Raw genomic sequence first — 25,679 nt, 5'->3', positions numbered from 1 at the left:
AAACTTCCTTATGATTTCGCTAAGCGTTAGTGACGCGTGCTCGTTCTATGACGGGCTTTTGTTCTTTAGGTTGGCGAGCAGCCAGATTTTTATCGATGATATTTTTAGCTGCAATCAAAAAGCCAACACCAATAAACGCTCCAGGCGGCAAGAGCGCAAGCAAGAAGCTGTTGTCAAAATGGAAGACCTCAATGCGTAAAATGGTTGCCCAATGACCCAGTAATAAATCAGCACCATCAAACAGTGTGCCATTGCCAATTACTTCACGCAGTGCGCCCAAAATGACCAGAATAGTGGTCATTCCCATGCCCATCCAAAATCCATCTTGTGCTGAAGGCAACACTGCATTTTTTGAGGCAAATGCTTCGGCGCGACCGATGATGATACAGTTGGTCACAATCAGAGGAATGAAGATCCCTAGCGATAGATACAGGCCGTAAGCGTAGGCATTCATTAACAGTTGTACGCAAGTTACTAGTGCGGCGATGATCATCACAAACACAGGAATACGGACTTCTTTGGGGACATAATCTCGTACTAATGAGATGGTGACATTTGAACAGACGAGAACCAGCAATGTCGCAACGCCTAAACCTAGCGCATTCGTGACAGTGGAAGAAACCGCTAGTAAAGGGCACAGTCCAAGTTGTTGAACGAGCGCAGGGTTGTTGCTCCACATCCCGTTTTTAATCAGTGTCTTATGATCACTCATTGCTGGCTCCTTTACAGTCAAAAGGTTGTGCTAATAGTGCTTCTCGATGTTGATTCACAAACTGAGCGGTATTTTTCACCGCTTTGACGACGGCTCGCGGCGTAATCGTCGCTCCAGTAAACTGATCAAATTGTCCCCCATCTTTGCGCACTTTCCAAGTCTCGATATTTTGCTCAGTGACTTGCTTGCCAGTAAAGCTCAATATCCAATCAGTGACGCGTAAATCTATTTTGTCACCTAACCCCGGTGTTTCTTGATGAGACAGAACGCGAGTCCCTGTGATGGTACCATCGTGCTTGATGCCAATAATTACCTTGATCGCGCCGTTATAGCCATCAGGTGCGATGGCTTCAATAGCCAGTCCACTCGGTTCACCGTTTTGTGTGGCAATATAAGCGTGCATAGGTTGGTCTGTACCAAGTGCAGGATCAGTCACCAGTGTACAGGATTTGTACAGTTCGTTGTCGTGTAAACTGTGCGGGATCACTTGGTTTAAAATCGATTGCAGTTGAACCTGCTCTTGCTTGGTTATTTGATCTTTTGTTAGGTATTGGGTTAACGCTACAACACCTGTTGAAGCACAGGCAAAGATAGCGAGAATCAAACCGTTATTGCGAATGGCGGTTAACATAGCGCTCCTTAATGCCCGTAGGTTCGAGGTTTAGTGTAGTAATCAATCAGTGGGACACACATGTTGGCAAGTAATACAGCGAAGGCTACCCCGTCAGGGAAGCCTCCCCAACTGCGGATAATGAAAATCATCATGCCAATAAATGCGCCGTAAATTAAGCGACCTTTGACGGTTGTGGAAGCGGTGACTGGATCGGTTGCGATGAAAAAAGCGCCGAGCATAGTCGCGCCCGAGAGCAAATGAAACAAGGGTGAGGCGGTTGCTCCCGGTTCAATAAGCGCAGTGAAAGCACTTGCCATTACTAAACCACACAGCACCGCAATCGGGATATGCCAGTTGATCACACGTAGTTTGATCAATAATAAGCCGCCAGCTAAATAGGCAAGGTTAACCCATTCCCAGCCAAGCCCAGCTAACCCACTAAATTGAGGCTGGCTCATTGCTTCATGCAGAGTCTCACCGTTATGTAATCCGGTTTTTACGGCGTCCAATGGGGTGGCCATAGTGACACCATCGATACCCGTTCGGATTTGTTGTAGTGATAAACCTTCTACGTTGAAGCCACTGAAAATAAGTGAAAATGCATCACTAAACGAGATTGGATCCGGGGCTAATTCCGTTGGAGCAATCCAACTGGTCATCTGCACAGGGAAAGAGATAAGCAAAACCACATAAGCAATCATGGCGGGGTTGAATGGGTTTTGTCCTAGTCCGCCGTATAAGTGTTTTGCAATAATGATGGCAAAAATAAGGCCAATAAAGATGACCCACCAAGGGGACATCGGAGGAATGGCAATGGCCAGAAGCCAAGCGGTGACCACGGCGCTGTAATCTTTGATTGCTAACAGTGGTGAGCGCTTACGCAGTAGCATAACGGCAGATTCAAAAGCCAAAGCGATGATGATAGCGAGCATCAGTTGAATGAGAGTACCCCAACCAAAGAAGTAGCTTTGCGCGATAAGCCCCGGTAAGGCGCACAAGGCGACCCATTTCATCAGTTCTGATGTGCTGCGTTTGCTGTGTGCATGGGGGGAGCTGGCAATAAAAAAGGCCACTAATTATTCTCCTCAGAATTATGATTGTTTTTCGCTTGTGCCGTTTGCTGTTCTGCTTTGCGCGCTTTTGCGCGAGCAATGGCGGCAGCGACTGCCGCTTTTTTGGCATCCTCAGGTTGAGCAGGCACAGGTTCAAGCGTTGGCTGGGGTTCACTTGGCGCCGTTTGCTGCTCTGCCTTGCGCGCTTTGGCGCGGGCAATCGCGGCAGCGACTGCCGCTTTTTTGGCATCCTCAGATTGAGTAGGCACAGGTTCAAGCGTTGGCTGAGGTTCACTTGGAGCCGTTTGCTGTTCTGCTTTGCGCGCTTTCGCGCGAGCAATGGCGGCAGCGACTGCCGCTTTTTTGGCATCCTCAGGTTGAGTTGGTGCAGGTTCAAGCGTTGGCTGGGGTTCACTCGGCGCCGTTTGCTGTTCTGCTTTACGCGCTTTCGCGCGAGCAATGGCAGCCGCGACTGCCGCTTTTTTATCATCACCACTTTCTGCTGGTGGCGCATCAGCACTGGTTTGCTGCGCTTTTTTCTCGCGAGCTTGACGTTTGCGCTCTTCGCGCAATTTAACCATTTCAGCGTTATCTGGCTCGACTTGACCTGCTTGCAGTGCTTCGGCTTGCTTGGCTTTAGCGCGAGCAATAGCCGCAGCAACGGCGGGTTTTACGGTGCTTGGGTTGTTTTCTGTTTGTGCTTTTTGCGCTTGAACGCGAGCAATGGCCGCTGCAATCGCATCGTCGCCACCTGTGTGTTTCATCTCTTGACGACGTTCATCGGCTGCTTTTTTGAAACGATTCTCGCGATCGGCTTTATCGCGTTCTAAACGTGCTTTTTTCTCTTCGAAACGCACTCTGGCGCGTTCAGCGGCTTCTGATTCTTGCTGGCGAGTTTTTATCTCGGCCTTGGCTTGACGATAGTATTGCACCAATGGAATTTCACTGGGGCAAACATAAGCACAAGCCCCGCACTCAATGCAATCTTTGAGGTTCAGTTCTTCACACTTATCATATTCTTCCGCTTTCGCGTGCCAGAACAGTTGCTGAGGCAATAAGGAGGCCGGGCAGGCTTCCGCGCACTGACCACAGCGAATGCAGGCCATTTCATGTTGTGAAGAGGCAATCTCTTTACGAGTGGGTGCCAGAATGCAGTTGGTGGTTTTGGTGATCGGAACTTGCGAATGAGGCAGGGTGAACCCCATCATCGGGCCGCCCATGATAAGACGCGGTAATTTTTTATCTGCCTTATAGCCAAATTGTTCGAGTAAATATTGTACGGGTGTGCCTAATAAAACCCAGACATTCCGGGGCTGTTTAAACGTATTGCCCGTTAAGGTGACTACGCGGTTAATCAGGGGTTCGCCATCCATGACGGCGCGTTTAATCGCGTAGATAGAGCCAACATTTTGTACCATCAAGCCAATATCGGCTGGAATTTTACCCGCAGGCACTTCTTGGTTGGTCAGCAATTTAATTAACTGCTTTTCACCACCTGAAGGGTATTTGGTTGGGATCACGCGGATCACGATGTCTTTATGTATTGCGGCGGCTTCTAACGCTTGAATTGCTTCAGGTTTGTTATCTTCAATACCAATGATGGTTAATTTGGGCCTAAGAATGTGCTCTACAATACTGATCCCATCGATGATCTCTGCGGCATGGTGCTGCATGAGTACATCATCGGCCGTGATGTAAGGTTCACATTCGGCGGCGTTGATGATCAAAATATCAGTGCGAGCGAGGCCTGATTGCATTTTTTTTGCAGTAGGAAAACCGGCGCCGCCCAACCCAGAGATGCCAGCTTGACGAATGATTTCAATCAATTGCTCTGGGGAGTGTTGTCGATAATCAGCCAGTGGTGCGCGCACTGCCCACTCATCTTGTTGATCAGGCGTGATGACAATACACATTTCACTTAACCCAGAAGGGTGCGCCGTGGTGCGCGGTTCAATGGCGGTAATGGTGCCAGAGGTTGAAGCGTGTACAGGCAACATGAAGGTTGAGGTGTATTGTGTTAGTGGTTGGCCTTTGAGTACTTTATCGCCAACGCTGACCAATAAATCACCGGCTCGGCCAATATGCTGTTTGAGTGGCAATACAATTTCTTGCGGTATACCGGCATGAGTCAGTGCCGTTTGATTTGACTGCTGTTTATTTTCTGGCGGGTGAATGCCTCCCGGGAAGTTCCAGAGAGTGCCAGCTTTGATTTGTTCTATTAATGACAACATACCAATCCTTAATTCACGCTTTTCTGCGCACGTGAGGCAGAGTCGGTAACATCAACAACAGGAATCGCGTTCATTTGCCATTTCCAAGTATCGGTCGTAGTTTCTACCGGGATCATTTCAATACAGTCCGTTGGGCAGGGGGCAACACATAGATCACAGCCAGTACATTCTGACTTGATCACGGTATGCAGAGCCTTAGTTCCACCAACAATGGCATCTACGGGACAAGCTTGAATGCATTTTGTACAACCGATGCACATATCTTCATGAATGAAGGCAACGGTTTTGACCTTATTATCAAGATCATGCGCAGACTCTTCGGCTTCAACGCCCATTAAGTCAGCCAATTTTTCAATGGTTGCTTGGCCGCCGGGCGGGCATTTATTGATTTTATCGCCATTGGCAATGGCTTGTGCATAAGGGCGACAGCCCGGATAGCCACATTGACCGCATTGTGTCTGAGGTAAAATCGCATCAATCTGATCGACGATAGGATCGGCTTCTACTTTAAAACGGATAGAGGCAAAACCTAAGATAGCGCCAAACACAGCGGCCAATGCGACAAGTGCAAGAATAGCGATGAGTATTGTGCTCATATTACAACTTCACCAATCCTGTAAAACCCATGAAGGCGAGTGACATAAGACCTGCGGTTATCATAGCAATTGATGCCCCTTTGAAGGGCGTTGGTACGTCGGCTACGCCGATGCGTTCGCGCATGGAAGCAAACAGAATCAATACCAATGAGAACCCAACCGCGGCACCAAAACCATAAATAATGGATTGAATGAAGTTATGATTTTCGTTGATGTTGAGAAGCGCAACCCCAAGTACCGCACAGTTGGTGGTGATAAGAGGAAGGAAAATCCCGAGCAGGCGATATAACGTTGGGCTGGTTTTGTGTACCACCATTTCGGTGAATTGCACCACCACGGCGATCACTAAAATAAAGCTCATGGTGCGTAAGTACTCAATACCTAATGGTTTAAGGACATAGCTTTCTACTAAATACGCACACACTGACGCTAGAGTTAGCACGAAAGTCGTCGCTAACCCCATCCCTATTGCGGTTTCTAGTTTTTTTGATACGCCCATGAAAGGACATAGCCCTAGAAACTTTACCAGTACAAAGTTATTGACCAGTACAGTGCCGATTAATAACAAAAAATATTCGGTCATAGTTATATAAGTCTTAAGTTCCGATCTGGTGATTATCGTGCTTTGCCAAGCGAATAACAACCAAGGAAAGATAAGGTTTTATACCTTTGACGGAATTTTGTACGCTGCTACGCCAGTATTAGGTTGATATGGGGCGTTATAAAGCAGTGTCAGCCGGCTATTTTTTATGTGTCGAAAAATGGGCTTGACTTAAATAACACCAAGTCAGTACATACTCACTGTCAGGCCAGTGGTAACCAACGCTGATTGTGTATGATGGATTTAAAAAAGGATGAAGATCAGTGTGAATCTGAAAAATGAGTCGTTTGGCGTGTTTGTCAACATGGATCAGTTCTACCACGTGAAAATCAAGAACCTGTTCAACCCATGGATAAATGGCTTTATAAATCGATTCCTTCGCGGAAAAAATCAACGTAATAAAGCTCGCTAATTGGGCAAAGTGATGAGCAAAAATGTGCTCTGCGGGTGTCATGACTTGCTGGCGAATATCACTGAGCCATTCATCTCGTATGAGTTGTTCAATATCGATACCAAGAGCGGCACACGCTTGAGTCTGGTGAGTGGCGGCTGCGATAGCGTAGCCATGGCAATGGGATATTGAGCCTACGATATTTTGCGGCCAAACCGCTTGGTTCCCCTTGCCAATCTCTAACGTTAGCGACTGTGATTGATCCAGTTTGGTTAGGCAGTGTTTTGCACACATCCTGCCAGCTAAAAATTCACAGTGGCGCTTTAGCACGGCTTGGTTTAAAGAAGAGGGCAGGGAGATCCCTTGCTCTTCAAGTTTATTTTTGTATTCAGGCAGATACTTCACTTCAAGCTGGTGGTATTGGATGAAAGATGGCCAGTTTGGAATGATGAGCATGCCTATTTTACCTATCGAGTGAGTGAACTTGTTCGATGCGTCGCCTGCGTGGTGACGTTTATCTCAGATTGAGTGAAAAATCACTCCCCCAGTCAAAAACAAAGTGTTGATGTCTAGGAGAGTGAGTCAGAGTTATTAACTAGAACTGGTAATCAGCGACTATGCCAAAGGTGCGTGGACCGCCGACTTCGTAGAGATCACTTTTCTGGCGAATCACGTACTCTTCATCAGTGACGTTTTTCACATAAGCGCGAATAGTCAAATCGTTGAGAGTGTAACCTGCATTCAGATTCAACACGGTGTAATCGCCTGCCGTTTTACTCTCTGTGTTGGCTAAATCGGTATAGTAATCGGAAACGTGGTTAACACGAGCACCAAAAAATAGACCAGAATCTAAGTGTTGAGTAAAGCCCGCACCTGCAGACAGTTTAGGAGCGTAACTGAACTCATTGCCTGAGAGATTGGTAGAGGTACCGGTTGGTCCTTCGCTGATGTCCGTTTTAAGAAGACCGACAAACGCAAACAGGTCGAGCCCAGAATCAAACCAGTAAGAGGCTTCAACTTCCGTACCGTAAGTTTTCCCTTTCGGTATATTGGTGATATAGGTGTCGAAGCGTTTTCCGCTGTCACCAGAGACCGAAGTTTGATAATTTTTGTAGTCGTTGTAGAACAGGTTAGCAGTCAGATCCAGCTTGTCATCCAGGAAGCTTGAACGAGAACTTAGCTCGTAGCTCCAGACTTTTTCTTGTTCAAAAACAAAAACTTCTTCTTTGTACTCGTTATAGCCTAATCCACCGGCATTGTAGCCTTTACGGGCCGTAAGACCGAGGGTGGAGTGATCTGAGACATCAAGTAATAGACCAATCTTAGGCAATAGGATGCCGTCATCTTCATCGGCTTTAAAATCGAGTGGTAGGGTAGCGTGATCGAAATCTCGCTTCAGTTCATCTCTTTCATAACGTGCACCTAATAATAGCTGCCAACGATTATCCAAACGAATTCTTGAGTCAAAGTAGATTGAGTTGGTTAAAACTTCATCTTTACGTTTTAATGAATCTGTTTCGGTGTATTGATCTTTGAAGAAGCTGGCTAGGCCTAGAATCGCATTGTACTTTTCATCAAGTGATTGATATGTAAGCTTTGCTTCTGCGGTGTAGTTATCTTCATCCACATCACCATACCAATTAGTATCAGGATAAGCTTTGAACTTGGTGGTGTAGTTACGATGGGCGACTAAAATATCCGTTGTTAGTTCATCATTAATCACATAATTGACGTCTAGGTTGATATTCCAGCTTTTGGTTTCTTGGCGACGCGTGCCACTTTTGCTATGCAGTTCAAGTGTGCCCGGCTTGGTAACGAAGTTGGTGTATTGCCCCTCTTCATTACGGCTACCAACCGTTAGCTTGGCTGTTAGCTTGTCATTTCCTTGAGGTTTCCACAATAATTTACCACGGACATTATAGGATTCGAGCTCGGAAGGATCCCAAGGGTACTGATCGCCGTTAGGCAGAGAGTAATCGATAGGGGTATTGCCTTTGGTACCTTCGGCGGCAAGACGAAACGCTAAAGTATCTTCAACCAGAGGTGCCGACACGACCCCTGCGAGATGATATTTACTGTCTTCATTTTCATAACCAGCGCGAACTTTACCCTCACGGTGGAACGTTGGATCCTTAGTTTTGATCACAACTGCACCAGCAATACTATTGCGGCCTTGGTTGGTGGATTGCGGCCCTTTATAGACTTCCACTTGTTCTGTATCCCACAGTCCAGCTTTACCAAACGCTTCTCCAGACCAAGATTCAGACACGCCGTCTACCGTGGTATTGACGCGCGGTGTTGCGCCTGTCATGAAGGTCAGAAAACCTTCGCCAGGGCCACGTCCATCGACCCCACGAATGTGTGGAATGCCCGAAGGTGCATTGAGTACGTTTGGTACGCGGTCGAGCAGATCGTAGTAATCTCGGCTTTCACCATCATCCACTTCATCGGTGAATAGGGTGAGCGAACTGGTGTTTTCGGCCAGTGTTCCTCCCAATTTCTCACCTACCACAACCACAGTATCTTGCTTTCTCTGCGGCTCTTTTTTTTCGAGCTGTTCCGCGACAACGTTTGCGCTAGTACTAACGCAGAGGATGCCAATCAGTGTGGCGAGTTGAGTCTTATTGATATTTCTGACTGCCTTACCGTTATTCATATCCATGGGCTTCATGACCTAAAAGTTCCTTAATAGAAAAAATGATGTTGCTGCAACCATTATTGAATCAACTGTTGCTGGTTGTAATGTTAATGATAATTGTTATTATTTGCAATATCATCAATGCAGTTTTATGCTACTTAGTTTCTATGTTTCAAAAATACTAGGCTTGATATGGGGTGGTTTTAGTAATGGTTGTTAATAAGGAGAGCTCACAAGAGAGGGCTGAGCTCAATGGGGTGTTGGCCCGTTTTATTCAAGAGGGCGGCTCTATTGGTGACGAGCCTTGGTGGGTACATGTGCAATCGATCGGCATGCCTTATGTGATTGAAATAAATGGCGAATATGCAAAAGTGCTTTTTTTATGGCGTGGGTCGAAGCCGAGTGTGGCCGCAAATCAAGCGATCTACGTTGATATTAATGGTGTCACCGATCATCACAGTTTTTCGATGGCGAAGTTTACTCATATCGATAATACCGATGTGTGGTTTTATATCGATAGCGTCAAACAGAGTTGGCGAGGAGGGTATTCTTTTATTCCTGTCCCAGAAGCGTTAGTGCAGCCGAGTTACCAAGGTTCATACGATGCAATGCGCCACCAACATCGGCAATGGCTACGCTCCATTTTTCCACTGAGTTGCGCTGATCCACTGGCTCAAAATGATTTGTCAAAATGCGAGTGGGGGCGCGCGAAAACACCTTGTCATATGCCTAAAGCGCTTACGCAAACAGAGTGGCTCGGTTTCGATTCAGCGCAAGGTCAGTGCTTCAAAAGTGCTGATTCGACCTTTACTTGGCGCAGCACTTTGCTCGGTATATCGCGCGAGATTTGGCTTTATTCGACCGCGCAAAGACCCACCACTGAGCCGTTACCCTTGGTATTGATACTGGATGGCCGTTTTTGGTCTCAATCGATGCCGGTTTATGAGGCTCTTTCACAGGCGACCCACAGTGGAAAGCTTCCAGCGGCGCTCTATGTGTTGATTGATGAAATTAGCGCTCAACAACGCAGTGATGATCTCAGTTGTAATCCGCTGTTTTGGCAATCCGTGATGGAGGAGTTACTCCCCTCGATTAACGAGCGCGTCAGAGTAACCCGCGATGCAGACCAAACGGTGATCGTAGGCCAGAGTTTAGGAGGCTTAGCGGCAATGTACGCGGCATTACACTGGCCGCAGCGATTCGGTTCTGTGGTTTGTCAATCGGGTTCATTTTGGTGGCCCGATTTCTCGATCGTTAAACCCCCCAGTGAATATTGTCCACCGAAAAGCGACTCGCGATTAAGCAAAATGAGCCAAGAGGTACATCAAGGTTTAGGTGCCAATTCACGTCTTGCGCTTTTCCTCGAAGTGGGTAGCGGCGAAGACATCATGATCGATTTAAGTCGAGATCTATACCAACAGTTGGCTTCACAACAGCATCGAATTCAATTTCGTCTGTTTGACGGCGGTCACGAACGACTCTGTTGGCGCGGCGGGATCATCGATGGCTTGTCATATGTTTTAGAACCTTATCTTTAATTTTCAGCGGTAGAGAGAAATATGTCAGAAAAATACACCAACCCTTTTGATGAATCTAAGCATCAATTTTTAGTGCTGATCAATTCGCATAATCAATACAGTTTATGGCCAGAATTCAAAGCCATTCCCGCTGGTTGGCAAGCCATCCTTGGACCGAGGTCAAAACAAGAGTGTTGCAACTACATCGAAGCTCAGTGGTTAGATATTCGAGCTTAAACCAAACGAGTTTTGACTCCTGCAATAGCGGCGCTGTTCATTCATGCTTGTTAAGCGGGGTAACAAAAAGGGACATAGGCAATGACTTTTGTTAGGAATAAAGAGATGTACAACTCATCAGTGCAAGAGGATCAGTGGCCTCTTATCGGCACACAGCAAGGTATTTGGTTTGCCGAGCAGATGATGCCCAATCCAGAGCAATTTAATGTTGCCCACTACGTGGTGATTCAAGGTCAAATCGATATTGAGTTATTTTCAAACGCGGTAGCCATCGGCTTGCAAGGCGTTGATTCCCTTCACTGCCATTATTTAGAGAGCGATGGCAGCGTGAGGCAGCAGTTTTATCCAGCGGATGAAGAAGGGCAGTGGCTTGAAATCCTCGACTTTTCACAAGCCGCCTTGCCAGAAGAGTCGGCTCGGGAGTGGATGAAGCACGATCTTACGCAGCGGTTGGACATTTCATCAAGAAAAAGGCGTTTCCGACACTGTTTAATTGATGTTGGTTCAAGCAATGCACCGCAATGGTTTTGGTATCAACGTTACCATCATATTGACGTGGATGGGTTCAGCGTGAATACCATCAGTCAATACATCTGCCAACTTTATAACCATTGGCGGATTGGTGCTGCGAAACCTCAAGAGTTCAGCGCTTTTAGTGATGTAATTCAAGAATATCAGCAATTTTTAGACTCAGCAGCGCGCCAGCAGGCGTACGACTTTTGGCAAACGCAAGCGGCTCATTTACCCAATGTTATTTCGCTCACCACAGGTAGCTCAGCCAATACATCATCGAGCACGATCACTCACACCGTGCCATTAATCAGTGGAGAGTGGTTAACTCGCTATAGTCCACAGTTGTTACCCGCCGAGCTTGCGATGGCGATGGTATTTGCTTATCTCCATTTACATTCTGGGCAAGAGCAAGTGTGTGTGGGTGTCCCCTTTATGCGCCGAATGGGCAATGCCGCCACTTGTGCCGCTGGTGCGGTAGTGAATGTACTGCCGGTGGCGCTGTCACTTCATCCACAAATGAGCATTATTGATGTGGCGCGAGAGATGAATAAAACCATCCGCCAAGTTCGTCGCCACCAGATGTATGACGCTGAGCAGATCCAGCGTGATTTGGGATTAGTAGGCCAGCCGCTCTATGGCCCGATACTCAACTTTAAACCCTTTGAAGCTGCACTGAGTTTATCTGGCGTAGAGACTGAGACACATATCCTCTCGGCAGGTCCGATTGATGAGATTGAATTTTCGCCAGTGCTCGATGGTCAGACATTGAGTGTTAATATCACGGCCAACAGCACCAAATATAGCCAAGAGTCATTAGAACTTCATGCCGCTCGTTTTGTTGCGATGGTAGAGCAGATTGCCAACCATCCAACACAGCCACTTGATTTGGTAGAGTTAATCCCGCCGAGCGAGAAGCAGCAGATTGCTTTGTGGTCGGTGGGGCCACAACATGAACATGAAACAGAGCAAACTGTGCTGGATGTATGGCAGCAGACAGTTGAGAGCAAGCCAAACGAAGATGCCTTGGTATTTAAACAGCAGCGTTGGACATTTGATGCCTTCAATCACCTTATTGAAACTCGAGCGGATCAACTGATTACCGCGGGCTTGCGCCAAGGTGATATTGCAGGTGTCGCGTTACGACGTGGGCCTGAAAGCGTCGTGACTATGCTAGCTATTTTGCGAGCGGGTGCGATTTACCTGCCTATCGATCTTGATTATCCCATAGAACGTATTGAATCGATTGTTGAACAAGCACGCCCTTGGTGCTTAGTTGTGGAGGATGAGCAAAACATGGCTTATTCATCGATAAGCTACGTCCCTAGGTTTATTGCTCTTCCTGAATTGGCTCGCATTCACACAGCACCACAACCCAAACCGACGATCAGTCACAACGACGTGGCTTATATCATCTTTACTTCAGGTTCGACTGGTCACCCGAAAGGGGTCATGAACACACATGGAGCGTTGTTGAATTTACTGCACTCTCATCAAGGTTCGATTTTTTCTGCGGCCATCAGAAAACTGGCGACACGTCGTCAATTACCAGAACAAGCTATTACTGTTCGTGCAGCGCATACGACGTCATTCTCCTTCGATGCTTCTTGGGAGCAAGTACTCTGGATGTTGTCTGGCCATACTATGTATTTGTATGACGATGAACAACGGAAAGACACCTACGAACTGGTTCAGTGTGTTGCTGAAGATAATATCGATGCTCTTGATTTACCGCCTTTACTGTTTGATCAAATGCTCGATAGTGGATTAATGACGAGTGCTCACGTGCCGACGTTAGTTTTGATTGGTAGTGAAGCCATACCACAAAAGCTTTGGTCACGTGTGAGTGAGTTTCCCGAACTGCTGGTGGAAAACTTTTATGGACCAACAGAATTTACGGTTGATGCGATCAGCGCTTCGCTTGATGCAGATGCATCGCCTGTCATTGGTCGACCAATTGCCGGTGCTTGTGTTTACGTGCTTGATGAAAATTTAGAGTCTGTCGCTATTGGTGAGGTGGGTGAGCTTTATTTATCGGGTGCGGGGTTAGCAAAGGGCTACCTCAACCAGCCAAGTATGACAGCAGAACGTTTTGTGGCGAACCCCTTTGCGTATGGCAAGATAATGTACCGCACTGGTGATTTGGTGAAGTGGCGAGACAATGGGTTACTGGATTTTGTTGGCCGGTGTGATCACCAAATCAAAATTCGCGGTTTTCGTATTGAATTGGGCGATGTAGAAAGTGCTATTAATGCGATTGATGGTGTTAATACGACGGTAGTCGTAGCAGAGCCTGTTGGCGATACTCATCGTTTATTGGCTTACTGTACTTTAGAGAAAGGGACTCAGGGTGAGTCAGTTCAACCCGCGTTCACAGAGCAAAGACTGCAAAGTCTTATCGCACAGGCGCTGCCTGACTATATGCAGCCAACCAATGTGATGATCTTGGATGCTTTCTCTTTGAATGTGAATGGGAAAATCGATAGAAAAGCGCTCCCTAAGTACTCGGCAGGCACGCGTAGCGAACGCGTGGCCCCAATAACCCAACCAGAGCAGCTGTTATGTGATGCGATCACCGAGCTACTCGGTGTCAGTGACGTAGGAATGTCAGATGACTTCTTTAACCTAGGCGGGGACAGTATTTCGGCAATGAGCCTTGGGACGCGATTGCGAACGGCGGGCTATGATCTACGACCCAAAGCTATTTTTGCAGCCCGTCAACTGGGTATGATGGCGGGCCAAATGGTGCCACTACAGCAACAACAGCGCGAGAAACAAGAAGGCATTATTCGGCCTCTGCCTATGTGGCAATGGTTTGAGGAGACATTTTCTAATACAACCAGTTATGTGCAAAGTGTGCTTGTTAAGGTGGAAAGCGAAACCCAATTAGTGCACTTGCAAGCCAGTTTAGTGCAACTGGTCGCCAACCATTCCGTATGTCGCTTGGTCCAAAAAGAGCAGCAATACCATATTGAGGCGCTGCAAAATCTTGATGTAAAAAACTGGGTTGAATCGGTTTCGGTTGAGAGGCTAGATGGCCCCGTGTTGGACAGTCTGTTTAGCCAGCGCAGTCAGTCGATGTCAATATCATCGGGTCAGCTATTACGCTTGGTGATGATAACGGAGCGCAGTGGGCGTAAAAGTCTCATGATCCTTGCTCACCATTTCCTTATCGATGGTGTCTCTTGGCGAATATTGCTTCCGCAGTTGCAGGCATTAACTCAAGCACAAGTCACAGGTGAAGTAGCGGTGATTTCTGAGGAGGTTACCGGTATCCATTGTTGGTCAAAAGCGCTGTATCAACATTTAGCGGTCGCTGCTGCGCAAATGCCATTTTGGCGAGCGCAGGCACAGCGTGCTGTTGCTCCCATCAAGGATCCTGTCGATAAAATACGCATGACGCATTGGCGTACGCCACTCTCTCATGCCGTTACGCAGCCGTTATTGGAATTACCCACACACCAGACGAATCTCGATATTGAAGAGATGCTATTAGCCGCGGTCACGGGGGCGATCGCAAGACTTTATGGGTGTGAAGAGATTAAAGTGAACGTCGAATCTCATGGCCGTGAAGAGTGTAAAGAGGAGATCGATCTCAACCAAACTCTAGGGTGGTTTACCACCGAATATCCGTTGATCATTAACGTGCCAAAGCAGGGTGATTACCGCGAGCGGTTACGTGAAGTGAAGCAAAGTAAGCGCAGTGTGAAAGATAAAGGGCTAGGTTATATGGTGCTGCGCTATCTTGATAATCCGTATCGAGATGAATTACGCACATTAGCGAATACACGCCAACCGTCATTGCTGTTTAATTACCTTGGCCGTTTCCAAAGCAGCGATGGTCAGTGGTCACCACAGCAATATAGTGGGCAGTTTGCCGATACATTTGCCGTCACCTTAAACAGTGAACGAGCTTTGCAGCATCCCTTAGAGCTAAATATTTTCGTCGAAGAATCGGCAACGCCGCGATTGGTGCTCAACTGGTCTTGGAATGCTCATCTGTTCAGCCAACAGGAAATGGTGTCGCTGAGCCAACAGATTGAAAGTGAGCTGCTGAAAATACAGCAAGCGCTACAAGTTGGCGATAGTGCTGAGTTGGACCTCTCTGTACCTGCTGACTATACCGAGCCGGGAATCACACTGCGACAAGCGAGCCTATTGCAACACCACTATGGCAAGTTAGCGGATGTACTGCCAGCATTGCCTTTACAAGAAGGATTACTGTTCCAATCTCAATTAGGGGATAAAAATAGCAGTTATAACTCCACCACGCGTCTTACTTTCCAAGGTCAACTGTCTGAGCATCGCGTGAGCGAAGCGCTTAATGCGGTGATTAGGCGTCATCCGCAGTTGCTCGCTCGATTTGATAGTTCGATATTGGGGCGTACCGTACAGGTGATGACGCAGGTTAATCCAAGTTGGCCACTGACACGTTATGACATAACAAACATGAGTGGTGATGAGCAAAGCGCGTTGATTGATCAGTTAGAGAAGAAAGAGCTAAGCCGCCAGTTTGACCTTAACGATCCTACCCACAGCCTGTTGCAGGCCCAGTTGATTTTTCATGGTGATCAGCAAAGCACACTGCTCCTTTCGGCACATCATCTGGTGGTCGATGGCTGGTCAACGCCGATTTTATTGAATGACTTTCTCAGTGCATACGCCCAAGGAGTCTCGAACTTACCTCCGGTAACCGTCGGTTATGCTCACGTTGTGAGCCAGCTAACGCAGCGCGATAAAACCGTTGCGACCGAGCTTTGGGGCAAAGTATTAGCTGATGTTCAGCCGTGTATGGCTTTTGATGATATTCCACTTAGCGAGGAAGTTAACGAGCATCAGTTATGGCTATCAAAGCATAAAACGGATCAGTTAAATCAGTGTTTACGACATCATGGTTTAACCATGAGCACCTTAATGCAAGGCCTTTGGGCGAGTATTCTCGCCAGCATGACGGGCCGTGAAGAGGTGGTTTTTGGTACGCCAATCTCTGGTCGGTTCAGCCGTATTGCCGGTATTGATGAACAGATAGGGTTATTCAGTAATACCGTGCCTGTCCGTGTGACACTGCAACCTCACCTTAGTTTGAGTGAGCAATTAAAATCGCACCAAGCGATCCAAATCCAATTACTGGAGCACGATGAACTTGGCTTGGGTGAGATCCAGCAACTGGTGGGTGGAAAAACACTCTTTGATACTTTGCTGGTGGTCGAAAACTATCCAGATCATAGCCGTTGGTACCAGCAAGATTTTAGCGGCGCGAAATTAATGGCTATCCACAATCGTGGCTATACCCATTATCCATTAACCATTCTCGTCTTACCGGGAGAGCAACTGCATATCCTGTTTGAATATCGAGACCGAGTCGGCGTAGCAAAACAGATCGTACAACGATTTGAGCAAATGCTGGATGAGTTTATGGTGTCGAGTGATAAGCCTTTCGCTGAATGGGATCTGCGGTTAAGTGGCGAAATTGAATTGCAGCAACGCGTCAACCAGACCAAAACCGCCGTTGAACGCACGACACTGCGTGATTTGATGATCACGCAGCAACAACGTTCTCCACATCAGTTGGCTTTAATTGATAGTGAGCACCGTTTTACCTATCAAGCACTGGCTGAGCAGGTGGCCGCTATTGCCGATTTGCTGCTTCAGCAAGGTGTTAAGGCCGGGGATATTGTTGCTGTTGCCTTGCCACGCAGCGCAACCTTGAGCTTGGCGATCTACAGTATTATCGAATGTGGTGCGGCTTATTTACCGTTGGATGTTGGTTATCCGGATGAGCGCTTGGCCTACATGATCAATGATGCTAAGCCTGCGCTGATCATCACTTGCTCTTCATTCACCTCACGTTTTGAAGGTTTAGCGACACTATTGTTGTTGGATAAGTTACCAGCCCCCGTGCGCGCAGAGCGGCAGAACCGCGCAGATGGGCTTACCCCCTCAAATGCGGCCTACTTGCTTTACACTTCAGGTTCAACAGGTAACCCCAAAGGGGTGTTGGTTTCTCATCAAGCGATTGTCAACCGATTGAAGTGGATGCAGCACCAATATCCCTTGAACTCTGATGATGTGGTATTGCAAAAAACGCCGTGCAGTTTTGATGTCTCCGTGTGGGAGTTTTTCTGGCCCTTACTGGAAGGGGCGAGCTTAGTGATGGCTCCGGCTGAAGCGCATAAAGACCCTGAATGGTTATTGCAAATAATTGACGATTATCACGTGACCACGATGCACTTTGTACCCTCAATGCTGGCAGCTTTTATGGCCTCAATTGAAGCAACTCACCTAACGGGTTTCACCGTAGCACCAAGCCTCAAGCAAGTATTTTGCTCAGGTGAAGCGCTTGCGAAAGAGCTCTGCCATCAGTACGCACGTAGAATTAATGCACCGCTGCATAACTTGTACGGCCCGACGGAAGCGGCGGTTGACGTGACTTATTATCCAGCTTACGGCGAGGCATTAAACGCAAGCGTTGGCCGTAGTGCACCGATTGGTTTACCGGTATGGAACACCCAAGTTTATGTGCTCGATAGCTTTTTAAGAGCTGTACCAATCGGTGTGCCGGGCGAGCTCTATCTTGCTGGCGAGCAATTAGCCATCGGTTACTTTAATCGCAGTGCGTTAACGGCGGATCGGTTTATCGCCAATCCGTTTACTTGTGGCGAGCGAATGTACCGCACTGGTGATGTCGTGCGTTGGTTAGCGTGTGGCTCGATTGAGTATTTAGGACGCAGTGATGATCAGATAAAAATTCGCGGGCAGCGTGTGGAACTGGGTGAAATTGAAAGCGCATTACAGGCACTTCCTGCGGTAAAACAAGCGGTGGTCTGTGCTCAGACGCTCTCTACTCATTCCGGTATGTTAGGCGCTGATGAACGGCAAATTATCGGTTACGTCATCGCGCATGATATGAGCGTAACGAATGGCGAGAAGCTACGCGCTGAACTTTCCGAACATTTACCAGCCCATATGGTTCCGGCGGCTATCGTGTTACTGGATCACTACCCGCTTAGCGCCAACGGCAAGCTAGATAAAAAAGCATTACCGCGGCCAAATGACGTCGCAGTACGGGTAGGGCGCAAGGCTCATCCGGGCCTTGAAACACAATTGGTGACGCTATTTGCTCAAGTATTGGCTGTCGAAACACTATTTGCTGATGATGATTTCTTTACGCTCGGCGGGCATTCACTGCTGGCGATGAAATTAGCGGCAGATATTCGAAGAGCGCTAAACCTACCTGTCACAGTTGGTCAAATAATGGTCAATCCTACGGTGGAGAAACTGGCGAGTTTGTTGCTGGATGAAGATGCTTTTAACGACCCCACCTTAGCTGGTTTTGGTGAAGTGCTGCCTATCCGTGCCGGAAGTGGCCCAGCACTTTTTTGCGTCAACTCTGCTTCTGGCTTTGCTTGGCAATACACAGGGCTACCTAAATATCTGACAGGACATTATCCCATTTATGGTTTGCAATCACCTCGGCCCGGCGGAGCGATGGCGACCAGTGAAACGATGGAAGAAGTGTGTGATCGTTTATTACCCGTCTTAAGAGAGATACAGCCATTTGGACCTTACCATCTATTAGGCTATTCATTTGGCGGGATTGTGGCACAAAAATTGGCCGCGAAGCTTCAACAGCAGGGTGAAGAGGTGCACTTTTTAGGGTTATTGGATACCTATCCACCGGAGGGTCAGAACTGGGATGGCCCGATGGATGAAGAAGAGCAGTACGAAATTGAGCGTGAAAAAGAGCAGTTTCTGGCCATCAATGAGCTAACCGACATTGAATTAGATGAGCAACGTTTGGCGATGTTCAATGAGATTACCGCTAACTATGAAGATGCGGTACGTCTACTTGCACAGGCACAAACGTCTGATTATCAAGGTCCGGCCCACCTTTTTGTGGCGCAACGTACGGTGCCAGATGGTTATGATATTGATGCTCATTGGCAATCTTTTGTCGGCCAGTTGATTAAGCATCAGTTTGATTGTTCACATGAAGATATCTTGGCCCCAGAAAATGTACGCCAGATTGGCGAATGTTTAAATACGCTGCTGGAGTCGAAGGCTGCACTGAAAAAATAACAAAAACCACCATTGACGAAACCAGTGCTTATCAAGGCTGGTTTCGTCTTAATCTTCGCGATGTTTTGAAAGCATTACATTCTGGTTTGAATAGATAATAGTATGAATATAAAGAATATATTTTTAGATTTTAGCCTACTAAAAGACAACCCACATTTCCGAATGGTCTTTATGGCCCGCATGATGTCAGTGCTTGCTCTTGGCATGATGACGGTCGCAGTGCCGATACAGATACATCAAATGACCGGTTCGACCTTGCAGGTAGGTCTTATCATGGCATTGGATGGTATCGGGATGTTTGTTGGCCTGCTGCTTGGAGGCGTACTGGCCGATAAGTACGATCGCCGTCGATTGATTTTGTTTGCGCGCGCGACCTGTGGCATTGGGTTTGCGGCATTAGCATTCAATAGCATAGTCGCGCAATCCTCCTTAGCGGCTCTCTATATACTCTCGGTATGGGATGGTTTTTTTGGCGCTATGGGTATGACGGCCTTGATGGCTGCTTTACCGACCATTGTTGGGCGACAAAAATTACCTGAAGCTGCCGCATTGAGCATGTTAACGGTTCGATTAGGTATGGTTCTTTCGCCAGCGATTGGCGGCTTACTGATCACTGTCGGTGATGTCAGTTGGAACTATATTGCGGCTTCTGTTGGAACGCTTTGTACGCTGATCCCACTGTTTAGATTACCTTCGATGAAACCGCAACATCATACGCCAGAGAATCCATTTCAATCACTGTATGAAGGTGTTCAATTTCTATTTTCAAACAAAGTGGTTGGTTGTGTGGTGCTGTTTGGCACACTCGAAACATTAGCAACTGCGATTAGAGTGATGTTCCCTGCGTTAGCTTTAGTCTCATTTCAGGGCACCGCCGCTAACGCAGGTGTGATGTATTCGGCCATTCCGTTGGGGGCGATGTGTGGCGCACTGACTTCAGGTTGGGTAAAACAGTCGCAAAAGCCAGGAATGGTCTTAATCTACGCGACGTTAGGCTCATTTTTAGCGATTGTGGCTATGGGGCTTGTGAATAATTTTTGGTGGTTTGCTCTCATCTTAGTTGGCTATGGTTATTTGGGTTCGGTCGCTTCTCTGATTCAATATTCGATCGTACAAGGACACACTCCAGATCACCTGTTAGGCCGCGTAAGTAGCTTATGGACGGCGCAAGATGTATCGGGAGACTCGATTGGAGCACTCGGTTTAGGGGCGTTGGGTAAAGTGCTAGCACCAACGATGTCGATCCTCACTTTTGGTTTAGGTGCAACCGGAATTGGTGCGTTGATGGTGATGGCATTTCGCTCATTACGCCAAGCGACTCTGTTTGATCCAGCGCTTATCGTTAATACAAGCTCAGAACCTAACGTCTCCTCAGATGAGGTCACTTCCCAACCTGCGGCGCAAACGATGAATTAGCTATTCGTTTTGTGGTGGGCTCTTGTTGTGTTGCCGTGAGTCGAGAGCGGTACGTTATGCATATAATTGAGAATTAATCTCATTAACAATTGATTTTTATGCGTAGACTGCTTTAGTATTAATGAAATGATAATTGTTACCATTTGGGTGGCGATTGTCGACGAATACGAGCCTCTTATTTCTGAAGTCGTTATTGGCTTTAAGGCATCACGAACGAGAAAAGCCTCTTTTAACAAGGATTATATTTATGGCGATTCCCAAAATAGCCAGCTACTCCATTCCGCTGGCTGAAACATTTCCGAAAAATAAAGTTCACTGGCATGTCCAAGCGGATAGAGCGGTACTGCTCATTCACGATATGCAAAAGTACTTTATCAACTTTTTTGATCATTCTCAGGCACCCGTTCCTGAGTTATTAGCGAATATTTCAGAGCTGAAATCACTGGCTCGTCAGGCCAATATCCCCGTGGTGTACACAGCTCAACCCCCTAACCAAGACCCAGTAGAGAGAGCGCTACTGACTGATTTTTGGGGAACAGGGCTGACAAAAGATACTGAGATTGTGTCGGAGCTTTCACCTGAAGACGGGGATATCCAATACACCAAATGGCGTTATAGCGCGTTTAAGAAAACGCCGCTTCTGGAGTGGATGAAAGAGACACAGCGTGACCAGTTGATCATTGTGGGTGTCTATGCACATATAGGTATCTTATCTACGGCGTTAGATGCCTTTATGTTGGATATACAGCCTTTTGTGGTCGGTGATGCTGTGGCTGACTTCTCTTTGGAAGATCATCATCATACGCTGAAATACATCACGGAGCGTGTTGGCTGCGTGACTTCGCTTGAGGCATTAAAACCACAAATGATCCACAGTCAAGAAACCGGTTTATTGAGCCTTGAACAGATGCGTCAGCAAGTGGCTGAGCTATTGGATCTCGATTTAGATGAAGTGGATGTAGATGAGAAGCTCACTTTTCTTGGCTTAGATTCTATCCGCGCGGTTACCTTATTTGAATCATGGCGCAAGATGGGCATAGAGTGCGCCTTTTCAGAGATGATTAAATATTCAACTTTAAGAGAGTGGTGGCATGTGATGGAGCCTAGTGTTGTTGCTCAGTCGTCACATCAAGTAACGGGCACGCGTTCCACTGAAGAGCAACCGGTTTGAGTATACTGGGCCCCTAGAATAGGGAAAGAGAACGTATCGCCCAGAAAGAAAAAGCCGATATCGACGATATCGGCTTTTTCATCTTCACGTTATTTGAGCGCCTGTATTGCCATGATTAGTGAGAGTATTGCGTTCTTAACCATTTTTTGTTGACTTTGCCCACGGGGGTTTTGGGTAATTCATCGACGAAATGGATGTGATCAGGGATCTTAAATTCTGCTAATCCTTGAGCATGTAAAAATCGTTTGAGAGTAATGGGTTTGAGCGTTTTACCGTTATCTGGAACGACAATGGCGCAACTGCGTTCACCAAGAAACTCATCAGCAATAGCAACCAAAGCCACATCATGAACATCCTGATGTTGAAGTAGCAGGTTTTCAACCTCTTCGGCTGCGATTTTTTCACCACCACGATTGATCTGATCTTTCTCTCGTCCCGTGACGATAATATTGCCTTCAGCCGTCCTACGCACTCTGTCACCTGTGATATAGAAGCCTTGGTCGGTGAATGAGCGTTGGTTATGTTCTGGAGCTTGGTAATAACCTCGAATCGTATAAGGGCCTCTGGTCATGAGCAAGCCTTCCTCACCCACCGCAGCGGGCTCACCCTCATCGTTGATTATCATCACTTCATCATCAGTTGAAATTGGGCGTCCTTGAGTAGTAACAATCACGCTGAGTGGGTCATCAAGTCGTGTGTAATTAACCAACCCTTCAGCCATTCCAAACACTTGCTGTAATTGACAGTGGAGAGTCGTCGGTAAGCGCATTGCTGCGGCCTCACTAAACTTCGCTCCGCCGACTTGTACCAGAGTGAGGCTCGCGATGTTTTCTGTAGCGGACTCGGCGTATTTCATCCACAGTAGCGCTAACGGTGGCACTAGCGCTGCGACAGTAATGTGGTGCTTCTCAATTAAACGGAAAGCGGTGTGCGGTGTGGTATCGGAAGCGAGCACGACACAACCGCCGGCGTAAAAGACGCCCAATGCGCCGGGCGAGCTGAGTGGAAAATTATGCGCAACGGGAAGAACACACAAATACCTCGTTTGTGGACCAAACTGACAAATTTGAATGCTACCAAGTACGCTATAAGCGTAGTCATTGTGCGTACGAGGGATCAATTTGGGAGTGCCAGTTGTTCCGCCGGAAAGCTGGAAAAAAGCCACTTGATCAGCAAAGACCGAATCAGTAACAGGATCGTCTCCCGCGCAGTGGTAAAGCGTATCTAACTCCTGAATTTGCTCGTGTGAGGATTGACCGCAAACAATGGTATGCAAGAGAGAAGGGCAACTACTTCGTAGTTTCTGAGCGGTTTGCTGCGCGTCAAAGCCCACGATATCGTCTGAAAAAATATAGGCTTTGGCGTGAGTATGTTGGCAAAAATAGCTCAGCTCTAGATAGCGGTGCGCTGGCAGAGCTAGAACCGGTTTAATGCCCCGCATGGTCAAGGCAAAAAAGCAGAGATAGAATTCAGCACGATTGGCCATTTGTAGTACGACATTATCACCCCGCTGCAAACCTAGGGAGCTCAAGCCAGCCGCAAGGCTGATCATTTTCTGATATAAATTTTGATAGCTGTACTGGCCGAAATCATCAATCAGTGCGATGGCGTCAGGGCTTTTTTTTACGGAATCACTGAAATAATCAAATAAGGTTCTTTGTTGCCAGTAGCCTTGTTTACGATAGCGCTGGCTGAATTGCTCTGGCCAAGGGGTAAAATCGGTCGGGTTAAGATTATTCATGACCACTCCTTAGGCGGTAAGTAATTCATCAATTTCAATACCAGCGGCTTTCAAAATGGTACTCATTTTTGCCCCTGTTTCATCGAGTTCACTCTGCGGTGAGGATTCATTCACAATGCCAGCTCCAGCGAACACACTCATCTCATTTTGGCTCACTTCCGCGCAGCGTATCGTGACAACCCACTCGCCATTTCCCCGAGCGTCGCACCAACCGATCATGCCAGTGAAGTAGCCGCGGTCGAAAGTTTCGATCTGCTTAATCGCTTGGTAAGCCGATAATCTTGGATAACCACACACTGCGGGTGTTGGGTGTAACTCTGCTGCAATGCGTAGCGAGTTAATCATCGGATCATCGGCTTGTCCTTCAAGCACTGTTGATAAATGCAGCATCGTTTCGGTTTCAATCACTGATGGAACCATAGGGGTAAATAAGTTATGGCAGTAGCGGCTGAGTACTTTCTCGACTTCCTCGACGACGAAGGCATGTTCATTCAGATCTTTTTGCGTATCAAGTAATGAAGCGGAGCGCTGTTGGTTTTGCACCGCGTTGTTTGATTTAGGCCGCGAGCCCGCTAGGGGGTTAGAAACGATAAACCCGCCTTTTTTCGCCAACAACAACTCGGGACTGGCTCCCATTAACTTGGCGTTAGGGCCAATTTCAGTAGAAAAAGTGTAGCCATTGCGATTGATGGACAACAGATTACGCAATAAACGAGTTTGATCGATGTGTTGTGGAGTCGAGAGTTTCACTAAACGTGATAGCACCACTTTTGATAGTTCGGTGGTATTAAACAGCTCAAGTAAGGTTGTGACTCCTTGTTTGTAGTCGTTGCCTGTTGGCGGTGAAACAATGGTCGCTTTATGGCTCTGCTGCCCTTCTTTTTCACTGGCCCGTGGGCTACCAGAAACATAGAGCTTTTCTGGAATGAAGAAACGCGTCGCCGTCTCTTCATTAAAAGGAATTGTCGCAAATAAAATAGGATTGTCGTACTCATCTGTTTTTGCTGCTTCTAGCATCTTGGTTGCTTGATCCGCCAGCTCACAGAATGGGAGCGCTTGATTGAACTGATGAGCAATTCCCACGCCAAGCATGGTGTTGTGAGGCGAAGCAAAAAAGAAGGGAGATTCTTTTAAGTGCTCATCCAATAGCTGATTAGCCATTTTTGAAAACCCAATAACTTCACGTTTCATCACCAAAACTCCATTAATAACGTGTTACGCCTAATTGCTTATTATTTTACAAACCACTAAAGTACGCAGATTATATATGATAATAATTATCAATAACAAATGATAATTAATGTTATTAACTAAGGCTGAGATTCAGTTATGGCTATGGTTTAGTGTGGATTTAACGGAGTAAAGTTAGGAAAATGATGAAATTAGACGAAACGGTTTTATTGACTGGAGCCGGGCAGGGGATTGGTTATGCCGTATTGGAATCTTTACTGGCGAGCGGTTATCGAGTTGTAGCGACGGATAAAAATCACCACCAATTAACTCAGCAATTAGCGAGTTTGAACGAGCGCTATACCGAGCAGCTTCATTGCTATGAGCTTGATTTACAGCATCATGACGACGTAAAAAAAAGGGTACAAGAACTGAATGAGCGCTATCAGTTTGCTCATTTCATCAGCTGCGCGGGCATATTGCACCTTGGTTCAATCACCGAATTATCGATGTCAGAGATCAAAGCGATGTTTGATGTCAATACGTTTGGCACCTTAGCCGCTTTGCAAGGGGTTGCGATAGGAATGAAAGTGCGCCAGCGTGGCAATGTTATTGTGATTGGCTCTAATTCAGCGAATACGCCTCGGCTCAATATTGGAGCATATGCGGCATCTAAATCGGCTTTGCATATGTTGGTCAAGTGCGCAGCTCTTGAGCTTGCAAACGATGGAATTCGATGCAATATCGTTAGCCCAGGCTCAACACGCACCGAAATGCAAACGCAGTTATGGAACAGCGAATATGGTGAAAGAGAAGTGATAAAAGGTAATCTTGAACAGTACCGTTTGGGGATACCCCTTGGCAAAATGGCGGAGCCCGAAGACATTGCTGGGGTTGTTATGTTTTTGATGTCGAATGCAGCAAGTCAAATCACCATGCATGATTTGAGAGTGGATGGCGGCGCTACACTCGATAATTAAGTGAAGGCCACTGACGATAGGCAA

Annotated in this window: 16 protein-coding genes; 6 read left to right on the top strand and 10 right to left on the bottom strand. The window is 47.1% G+C overall.

What is annotated here, in order from left to right; all coding sequences use genetic code 11:
- Positions 1-19: 19 nt before the first annotated feature.
- The 8 genes from DD616_RS13430 to fvtA all read right to left on the bottom strand — a co-directional run bounded on the left by DD616_RS13430 (position 20) and on the right by fvtA (position 8,867).
- Positions 20-712, bottom strand: coding sequence for an electron transport complex subunit E (locus tag DD616_RS13430; RefSeq protein ID WP_010318468.1), 693 nt, complete (start codon positions 710-712; stop codon positions 20-22).
- Positions 705-1,343 carry an electron transport complex subunit RsxG gene (gene rsxG, locus DD616_RS13425; RefSeq protein ID WP_170894811.1) on the bottom strand — a complete coding sequence of 213 codons (639 nt, stop codon included), beginning with the start codon at positions 1,341-1,343 and terminating at the stop codon, positions 705-707. The genes DD616_RS13430 and rsxG overlap by 8 nt, the downstream gene beginning before the upstream one ends.
- Positions 1,344-1,351: 8 nt before the next feature.
- A complete protein-coding gene (rsxD, locus tag DD616_RS13420; RefSeq protein ID WP_013857282.1) occupies positions 1,352-2,398 on the bottom strand; it encodes an electron transport complex subunit RsxD in 1,047 nt (348 codons plus the stop codon).
- Complete coding sequence (gene rsxC, locus DD616_RS13415) at positions 2,398-4,608, bottom strand: electron transport complex subunit RsxC (RefSeq protein WP_208871789.1); 2,211 nt, start codon at positions 4,606-4,608, stop codon at positions 2,398-2,400. Before rsxC ends, rsxD begins: the two co-directional genes overlap by 1 nt.
- Before the next feature lie 8 nt (positions 4,609-4,616).
- Complete coding sequence (gene rsxB / locus DD616_RS13410; RefSeq protein ID WP_013857280.1) at positions 4,617-5,204, bottom strand: electron transport complex subunit RsxB; 588 nt, start codon at positions 5,202-5,204, stop codon at positions 4,617-4,619.
- A 1-nt stretch (position 5,205) separates the two neighbouring features.
- Positions 5,206-5,787 carry an electron transport complex subunit RsxA gene (gene rsxA, locus DD616_RS13405; RefSeq protein ID WP_010318463.1) on the bottom strand — a complete coding sequence of 194 codons (582 nt, stop codon included), beginning with the start codon at positions 5,785-5,787 and terminating at the stop codon, positions 5,206-5,208.
- 157 nt (positions 5,788-5,944) lie between these two features.
- Positions 5,945-6,652, bottom strand: coding sequence for a 4'-phosphopantetheinyl transferase family protein (locus DD616_RS13400; RefSeq protein WP_010318462.1), 708 nt, complete (start codon positions 6,650-6,652; stop codon positions 5,945-5,947).
- 139 nt (positions 6,653-6,791) lie between these two features.
- Positions 6,792-8,867: a TonB-dependent receptor gene (fvtA, locus tag DD616_RS13395; protein WP_208871788.1), complete on the bottom strand. Its 2,076-nt coding sequence runs from the start codon at positions 8,865-8,867 to the stop codon at positions 6,792-6,794.
- Between the two features lie 164 nt (positions 8,868-9,031).
- Here fvtA and vabH point away from each other — a divergent pair, with 164 nt between their 5' ends.
- From vabH to DD616_RS13370, 5 genes are all read left to right on the top strand, one after another.
- Positions 9,032-10,372, top strand: coding sequence for an enterochelin esterase (vabH, locus tag DD616_RS13390; protein WP_208871787.1), 1,341 nt, complete (start codon positions 9,032-9,034; stop codon positions 10,370-10,372).
- Between the two features lie 21 nt (positions 10,373-10,393).
- Positions 10,394-10,588: an MbtH family protein gene (locus DD616_RS13385; RefSeq protein WP_013857274.1), complete on the top strand. Its 195-nt coding sequence runs from the start codon at positions 10,394-10,396 to the stop codon at positions 10,586-10,588.
- A gap of 105 nt (positions 10,589-10,693) precedes the next feature.
- Positions 10,694-19,177, top strand: a complete 8,484-nt coding sequence (locus tag DD616_RS13380) for a non-ribosomal peptide synthetase (RefSeq protein WP_208872329.1) — start codon at positions 10,694-10,696, stop codon at positions 19,175-19,177.
- Positions 19,178-19,279: 102 nt separating this feature from the next.
- Positions 19,280-20,593 (top strand): vanchrobactin export MFS transporter VabS, encoded by a 1,314-nt coding sequence (gene vabS / locus DD616_RS13375; protein ID WP_088732111.1) that lies wholly within the window; start codon positions 19,280-19,282, stop codon positions 20,591-20,593.
- A 247-nt stretch (positions 20,594-20,840) separates the two neighbouring features.
- Positions 20,841-21,764 (top strand): isochorismatase family protein, encoded by a 924-nt coding sequence (locus DD616_RS13370; protein WP_208871786.1) that lies wholly within the window; start codon positions 20,841-20,843, stop codon positions 21,762-21,764.
- 115 nt (positions 21,765-21,879) lie between these two features.
- Here the strand turns inward: DD616_RS13370 and vabE are convergent, their stop codons facing one another.
- Positions 21,880-23,511, bottom strand: a complete 1,632-nt coding sequence (gene vabE / locus DD616_RS13365) for a (2,3-dihydroxybenzoyl)adenylate synthase (protein WP_208871785.1) — start codon at positions 23,509-23,511, stop codon at positions 21,880-21,882.
- A gap of 3 nt (positions 23,512-23,514) precedes the next feature.
- A complete protein-coding gene (locus tag DD616_RS13360; protein WP_094129639.1) occupies positions 23,515-24,702 on the bottom strand; it encodes an isochorismate synthase in 1,188 nt (395 codons plus the stop codon).
- Between the two features lie 176 nt (positions 24,703-24,878).
- Between DD616_RS13360 and DD616_RS13355 the strand changes: the two genes are divergently transcribed.
- Entirely contained in the window at positions 24,879-25,655 is a 777-nt protein-coding gene (locus DD616_RS13355) for a 2,3-dihydro-2,3-dihydroxybenzoate dehydrogenase (RefSeq protein WP_094129636.1), read from the top strand.
- Positions 25,656-25,679 lie beyond the last annotated feature (24 nt).

It is taken from the genome of Vibrio anguillarum (assembly GCF_003390515.1).
GTDB lineage: Bacteria > Pseudomonadota > Gammaproteobacteria > Enterobacterales > Vibrionaceae > Vibrio > Vibrio anguillarum.
This window is presented reverse-complemented; position numbering and strand designations above follow the sequence as displayed.

Excerpts from the sequence above, each read along its gene's own strand:
- rsxG (WP_170894811.1), bottom strand. The coding sequence starts at position 1,343 with ATGTTAACCGCCATTCGCAATAACGGTTTGATTCTCGCTATCTTTGCC.
- DD616_RS13355 (WP_094129636.1), top strand. The coding sequence starts at position 24,879 with ATGATGAAATTAGACGAAACGGTTTTATTGACTGGAGCCGGGCAGGGG.
- DD616_RS13380 (WP_208872329.1), top strand. The coding sequence starts at position 10,694 with ATGTACAACTCATCAGTGCAAGAGGATCAGTGGCCTCTTATCGGCACA.
- rsxB (WP_013857280.1), bottom strand. The coding sequence starts at position 5,204 with ATGAGCACAATACTCATCGCTATTCTTGCACTTGTCGCATTGGCCGCT.
- DD616_RS13400 (WP_010318462.1), bottom strand. The coding sequence starts at position 6,652 with ATGCTCATCATTCCAAACTGGCCATCTTTCATCCAATACCACCAGCTT.
- vabS (WP_088732111.1), top strand. The coding sequence starts at position 19,280 with ATGAATATAAAGAATATATTTTTAGATTTTAGCCTACTAAAAGACAAC.
- DD616_RS13370 (WP_208871786.1), top strand. The coding sequence starts at position 20,841 with ATGGCGATTCCCAAAATAGCCAGCTACTCCATTCCGCTGGCTGAAACA.
- DD616_RS13385 (WP_013857274.1), top strand. The coding sequence starts at position 10,394 with ATGTCAGAAAAATACACCAACCCTTTTGATGAATCTAAGCATCAATTT.
- fvtA (WP_208871788.1), bottom strand. The coding sequence starts at position 8,867 with ATGAAGCCCATGGATATGAATAACGGTAAGGCAGTCAGAAATATCAAT.
- rsxA (WP_010318463.1), bottom strand. The coding sequence starts at position 5,787 with ATGACCGAATATTTTTTGTTATTAATCGGCACTGTACTGGTCAATAAC.
- DD616_RS13430 (WP_010318468.1), bottom strand. The coding sequence starts at position 712 with ATGAGTGATCATAAGACACTGATTAAAAACGGGATGTGGAGCAACAAC.
- rsxC (WP_208871789.1), bottom strand. The coding sequence starts at position 4,608 with ATGTTGTCATTAATAGAACAAATCAAAGCTGGCACTCTCTGGAACTTC.